This is a genomic window from Bartonella sp. AA23NXGY (genome assembly GCF_042197165.1).
In the GTDB taxonomy this organism is placed as follows: Bacteria; Pseudomonadota; Alphaproteobacteria; order Rhizobiales; family Rhizobiaceae; genus Bartonella.
The window spans coordinates 1-4,740 of record NZ_JBHIRO010000041.1 but is presented as its reverse complement, the minus strand read 5'-3'; the positions used below and the strand labels follow the sequence as shown (position 1 = coordinate 4,740).

Below are 4,740 nucleotides of genomic sequence, written 5' to 3'. Positions count from 1 at the left end.
ATCATCACCTATCAAAGCGTGAAAATGATGTCTCGCTTGATGAAGTGGATAGCATTTTTTCTTTTTTTGCTTATCCTCGATTTTGCACGCCTCATGGACGCGCTAGATAATGTCATTGCACATTTAAAGCAGTGGTTTTCAAAGAACTGAACAACTGTCATAAAAGAAAAAATTTCGTAAAATTCTTTATTACTATGAATTGGAGATCCAATTATAAACGCAGTTCAGAATGGGAACCAAGTCGTAAAAGCTCTAGTGTTTTGGCATCTGGCTTTCGATAGATCAAAACTAAATCCGGCTTTATGTGACAATCACGACAATTGCGCCACTGACCTGTTAGTGCATGATCTCTCCAATGCGCCTTTAGCGGTTCATTCTCCGCTAACGCTTTGACCACAAGCAGCAAATCCTCCTCTAGTGCATTAGCATATTTACCTTTGCTTTCACGTTTAAGGTCACGGCGGAATGAACGCGTATAGACAATTTCCCGCATAGCAAGCTTAGGTTTACTTTTCAGATTTACGTGCTTCGGTTCTATCTGAGCGTATCATGGTCCTTAAGCCGTCTAATGATGTACGTTCGACGCGTCCCATTTCGGCATCCTCGATAGCTTGTAATGTTTCCGGATTTGGTTGGAATAGATCAAGTGGTAATGCTCTATCTCTAGCAATGCGGGTCATAAACATGCGCACTGCATCCGATATAGTTAAACCCGTAGACTTAATAACTGCACTTGCAATTTCTTGAACTTCATCAGGTATGCGGGCTTGAATTTTTCCCATTACTAAACCTCCTACTTAATTGTACTACAATGTACTACATTTCAAACCTATGTCAAGAGATTTATCCGTCATGCTATACAACCTTGTGTATTAAGGAGGGTAGGAAGTCAATTTTTAAAAGGAGCTAACCAAAACCTGAGAATTTCTGCTAGAATCACGAGAGAGCTTCTTTTTTAATAGGATTTTTTAGATGCCAACACCATTTGGTAAAACCTTACGCAAACTTCGCATTGATCATTCAGAACGCCTTTTAGATATGGCTAAAAAATTAGATATATCTGTAGCATTTTTATCATCTGTAGAAATTGGCAAAAGATCTGTTCCTGTAGGATTAGAGGAAAAGATAATTGAACTCTATACTTTAGATCAAGAGGTAGCAGAAATTTTGAGAAGAGAATCGGATGCTTGTCGTAAAAGCTTCACTATAAAGCCTTCTAATCCGTTGAGTCGTGAAATTGTTGGCATGTTTGTTAGAAATTTACATAATCTTTCACAACAGGATTTAGCAGAATTTAAAAAATTATTAGAGAAAGTTAGCAAACAAGCATGCGCTTCGTAGAAGCATGTTCGAGAATCCTATTCCCGAACCTTTATTTACGAATCCCGCACCTTGAAAAAACACACATGAAATCAATAAGTTATAGCACCATAAAAGTGCTGTGGCGGAGGGGGTGGGATTCGAACCCACGGTACAGTCTCCTGCACGCCGGTTTTCAAGACCGGTGCCTTAAACCGCTCGGCCACCCCTCCACACTAGATATGCTTTTTGACAAATTTCTTGTAAAAGGTCAATCATTTTAATACGCATTTTAAAGCGTTCTTTGTAAAACTATTTAAGTTTCAATTAAAATAATTCTTCATAAGTTAATTCTTTGAGTGTGTTATCTAAGAGTTTCATTTTTAAACATGATAGTTTTTTCTGAAAAAATGAAAGGTAATTATGATATTTATCATTTTTTTCCTGTTTAAAAATTTTCTACAAAGCAATATTTTTTTTAAGTTCTAACAATCGTTTTCGTAATAATAAGAAATGTTTAGTTGAAAATGTTTGATAAATTATATTAAATTCCGGTCGTGTATTTTTGGATTATTTTACCTTTCCAGATATTTATTTTATTTAGATCATTCATATTGGCGAAAAGAAAATGTTATTACTCTGACAGTTTATGAGAGATAAATTTGTAAAAATGACATATATATTCAAGGAAAGTTTTTATTGAGTTTAAATTAAGTACAATTCAATAAGAAAACTCTTTAAAAGATTTTAAGTTTTTAAATAAAAATATTCAGATATTTAGTGCGTCTAAAGAGTACCTTGGAGGGAATGGCTGATTTGCACTATTTGAATAAAATTTTATGTAAGATTTGCATCGATAGTTTAAAATCTCTTCTAGATATGGCTGGAAATTAGGTATATTTGTAATGCTTTTTCTGTGGGATAAGCAAAAAGTTAATTTGAATGGAAGAAAAAATTATTGAGCAATACCCTTAGATCAATAGATAGTTTGTGAAGGTATTACATAGTTTTTCAAGAATAGAACTTAAAAACGCTAAATTATGCAGAGTCAGAAAGCGTAAACTTTAAAAGACAAAGTTTTAAAAGCCGATTCATCACAAGTATGTGTAAAATAAAATATTTATGTCTAATATGAGAGAATAGGTTATTCCTGATTCTATTGAGTTTTTTTGCCTCTATCCCTCATCTTTTTGAAGCTTTTTTATGGCTTCAAGAGCGAGTTTTTTACGGTCTGCGCTCTTTGTGTAAAGAGATGCCATAGCATCATTTGTCCAGCCAAAAATTGCTTTGAATTGTGATACTGTTGCACCAGAATTAACTGCGCGTGTTGCTGCTAATTTTCTTAAGCCATGTGCTGATTTTTCGATTCCCGCTACGTTACAAGCCTCACGAAAAAGGTTGCCAAAACTTTCTTTAACTAGTTTTTACCTTCTTACCACAAATGAATGTTTCTTCTCCAATCACATACCTTCATAAGGATTGAGTTCTTTTTGTTTTTTTGTAGCTTTAGTGTAGCTATGCCAATTAGAGCTGTTAAAGTATTGTTTAAGCAGCCATGCAAATGAACCTTCAACAAGTTTACCGGTTTTTGATTTAGGAAGTATAAGCCCTTGTAACTCGGCAAGTGCGCTTTTGTAGTTATCAACAAACTCTTGCGTTCCATAGGTACCGCGTATTCTAATGCGTTTGCCATGACCAATACGTACATACCATACAATTTTGCCATGTTGAGTAATTTGTTTAACGAGATGAGGAGGACGTGGTTTAGGCATGGTATTTTACATCTTAGAGAGTGCGGTTTCGTAATATTCATTCTTTGACAAATCTAAAAGTTTGTCTGGGTGGCTAACTGAATTTGGTATTGGAATATCTGCTTTAAGATAGATAAGCAGTTCACCGGTAGGTTTGATTTCTATGAGTTCGCAACCTTGTTTTTTAGCTTCTCTTAAAGCGCGTGCAATGGCTGGTTGCGTTATAGCAGCTGGACGAGGCGCCATATCTTTTCTCCTTACATTGAGATGCAATTCACGTGTGGCGTGAATCACGCATTACTTGAAAGTGTTAGGAAGGGTGGGGGTGCTCGTAGATATGCGGGGAACAAAACACCCCATAAGGTTAAGCAGCTTTTGTTGAGAGTTGTTGTATCTCTCGTTCTATCTCTGCTAAAAAGGCTTCAACAACTTGATTGATCTGTTCAATTTGTTGATCATCACGGAAAAAACGGAAGAAGTCACCATCGCATTCCAAAAACCAGAGGGGTTTGATCCAATTGAAAATGCGATTTTGTATCATACAACAAGTGTAGCAAATGAGTTGAGGGTAGAAATGTGGGCCGTTTCCTATGAGGAAGTTGAATGTTCAGGAAACATATGTGATTTTCACTTTAAAAATTCTTTGCCCAACAAAGAGGCAACTTATGGTAAGATAACTTTAGAAGATGAGATAGTATACAAGGCATTTACTTGGAATGAAGAGAGTGAAAGTTCGCTTTTTTTCAAGGGTACCGATGGAATAATTTATCTCACATGATACAGAAAAGACTGTCACACAAGCATTTTCGCATAAACCAACTGTTTCGGGGGTAATACAATCTAGTGGCAATCTCATCATTAACGCTGATACCATTGACAACCATTATAGCACTATAGAAGCGGGGGGAAATGCCGATATCCAAGCCAAGACGCTGACCAATTTAGGTGCAACGGCTTATAAAAAAACCTATATGGGTTGTAATGCCAATACCCAGGATGGTTATTGTTATGGTTATAAAGCTGATGGAAGCCGCGATGTTTCTTTAGATATAGCCAATGGCAAGGATCGCCAGATTGGTTCAGAAGCTTTGGAGAGCGTTCCTGGTCTTGTCCAAGCGGGTGGCACGTTGAATTTGGTGGTCGATCAACTCAATAACACGGCAGCGGAAGGTTCGATTACAGGGGATGCGCATTTTAAAGCACAAGCAGTTGAAGGCAATCCACTGGAGTCCTTAAGTGGTTTAACTGGGGTTGATGCTCTCTTTACACCAAAAGTGGATCTCAATAATGCAGGAGAACTGTCTGAGGGGCTCCCTTTACCAAAGCCCCAATCGGGGGGTGTTGGGGGCACGCTACCCAATCAAAATTTCATTTATGAAACGCGGGCAGAATTTCTTGATGTCGGCAAGTTTTATGGCTCAGCCTATTATTTGAACAGAATTGGTTACAATCCTGACAGAGAGATTTTTTTCTTAGGCGATGCTTATTTCGAAAAGGAATTGATTGAAAAACAAATGCGTGATCTTGTGGGTCAAGGTTTGGGTAAAGGCTCCTTTATTCCTGGAAGTGATGCCATTGAACAAGTCAAAACTTTGCTGGATGTCGGGGCAGACTATGCAAAAGCCCACAATCTCCCCTTTGGTGAGGCTTTGAGTGAAGAACAATTGGCATCCCTAGAAGCCCCGATGGT

4 protein-coding genes, 1 tRNA gene and 3 pseudogenes are annotated in these 4,740 nt (G+C 37.4%); 2 read left to right on the top strand and 6 right to left on the bottom strand.

Annotated features, from left to right (window positions below):
* Positions 1-211: 211 nt before the first annotated feature.
* Positions 212-493: a type II toxin-antitoxin system YafQ family toxin gene (locus ACFINY_RS09395; protein WP_273787998.1), complete on the bottom strand. Its 282-nt coding sequence runs from the start codon at positions 491-493 to the stop codon at positions 212-214.
* A gap of 13 nt (positions 494-506) precedes the next feature.
* Entirely contained in the window at positions 507-782 is a 276-nt protein-coding gene (locus ACFINY_RS09390) for a type II toxin-antitoxin system RelB/DinJ family antitoxin (RefSeq protein ID WP_375612632.1), read from the bottom strand.
* 190 nt (positions 783-972) lie between these two features.
* Here ACFINY_RS09390 and ACFINY_RS09385 point away from each other — a divergent pair, with 190 nt between their 5' ends.
* On the top strand, positions 973-1,341 hold the full coding sequence (locus ACFINY_RS09385) for a helix-turn-helix domain-containing protein (RefSeq protein ID WP_273787997.1): 369 nt from the start codon (positions 973-975) through the stop codon (positions 1,339-1,341).
* 101 nt (positions 1,342-1,442) lie between these two features.
* On the opposite strand, the gene ACFINY_RS09380 is transcribed toward ACFINY_RS09385, so the two are convergent.
* From ACFINY_RS09380 to ACFINY_RS09365, 4 genes and pseudogenes are all read right to left on the bottom strand, one after another.
* Positions 1,443-1,532, bottom strand: a tRNA-Ser gene (locus ACFINY_RS09380).
* A 942-nt stretch (positions 1,533-2,474) separates the two neighbouring features.
* A pseudogene (locus ACFINY_RS09375) lies at positions 2,475-3,071 on the bottom strand (tyrosine-type recombinase/integrase).
* 6 nt (positions 3,072-3,077) lie between these two features.
* Positions 3,078-3,296: a hypothetical protein gene (locus ACFINY_RS09370; protein WP_375630827.1), complete on the bottom strand. Its 219-nt coding sequence runs from the start codon at positions 3,294-3,296 to the stop codon at positions 3,078-3,080.
* Positions 3,297-3,414: 118 nt separating this feature from the next.
* A pseudogene (locus ACFINY_RS09365) lies at positions 3,415-3,522 on the bottom strand (exonuclease); the annotation flags it as partial.
* Positions 3,523-3,699: 177 nt separating this feature from the next.
* Here ACFINY_RS09365 and ACFINY_RS09360 point away from each other — a divergent pair.
* A pseudogene (locus tag ACFINY_RS09360) lies at positions 3,700-4,740 on the top strand (filamentous hemagglutinin); the annotation flags it as partial.

Excerpts from the sequence above, each read along its gene's own strand:
- ACFINY_RS09390 (WP_375612632.1), bottom strand. The coding sequence starts at position 782 with ATGGGAAAAATTCAAGCCCGCATACCTGATGAAGTTCAAGAAATTGCA.
- ACFINY_RS09395 (WP_273787998.1), bottom strand. The coding sequence starts at position 493 with ATGCGGGAAATTGTCTATACGCGTTCATTCCGCCGTGACCTTAAACGT.
- ACFINY_RS09370 (WP_375630827.1), bottom strand. The coding sequence starts at position 3,296 with ATGGCGCCTCGTCCAGCTGCTATAACGCAACCAGCCATTGCACGCGCT.
- ACFINY_RS09385 (WP_273787997.1), top strand. The coding sequence starts at position 973 with ATGCCAACACCATTTGGTAAAACCTTACGCAAACTTCGCATTGATCAT.